This is a genomic window from Neisseria sp. P0021.S007, assembly GCF_051956855.1.
In genome coordinates, this window is sequence record NZ_JBQCXA010000598.1 from 1 (window position 1) to 661 (window position 661).

The 661-nt window shown below is 51.4% G+C and carries 1 protein-coding gene; it reads right to left on the bottom strand.

The window, feature by feature from the left end; genetic code table 11:
* Window positions 1–661, bottom strand: a 661-nt coding sequence (locus ACTHUR_RS14860) for an anhydro-N-acetylmuramic acid kinase (protein ID WP_440399360.1), incomplete at both ends; no start/stop codon positions are given.

A 661-nucleotide genomic window follows, 5' to 3' on the forward strand; every position in this document is an offset into this window, starting at 1 on the left:
GGTCAAGATGGAGCTTGGCTGTACTGTGCAATTTGGTGTCGGGAGAAAACAGGGTTTCCAAGTCTTGCATCAAAACAGGATTGCGGATGCCGCCGCCGCAGATATAAAGATGATGAATCACCGGAGCAGCTTGTTTGGCCGCGTCAAAAATGGTTTGTGCGGTATAAAAGACCAATGTACGTATCACATCTTCCGGCTTTTCATTACCTTTCAGATGGCCTTGAAGCCAGCTTAGGGAAAACAACTCTCGGCCTGTACTTTTGGGATAAGGGCGGCTGAAATAAGGATGGTCGAGCAGGGAAGCGAGCAGATCAGGGAGGATTTTGCCTTGTGCAGCTTTTTCCCCGTTTTTGTCGTAAGGCTGCTGCCAAATATGTTGCATCCATGCATCCATCAGCATATTGCCGGGGCCGGTATCGAAGCCGAAAGAAGGGCTGTCGTGTGGGAGGATACTGATATTGGAAATACCGCCAATGTTGAGTACGGCGCGGGTTTCATTCGCATCTTGAAACAGCGCTTCGTGAAAGGCTGGAACGAGGGGTGCACCTTGGCCGTTGCAGGCAAGGTCGCGGCTGCGAAAGTCGCCGACAGTGAAAATGCCGGTCAGTTCAGCTAACAGGGAGAGGTTGACCAGTTGAATGCTGTAACCGTGTTCAGGCGC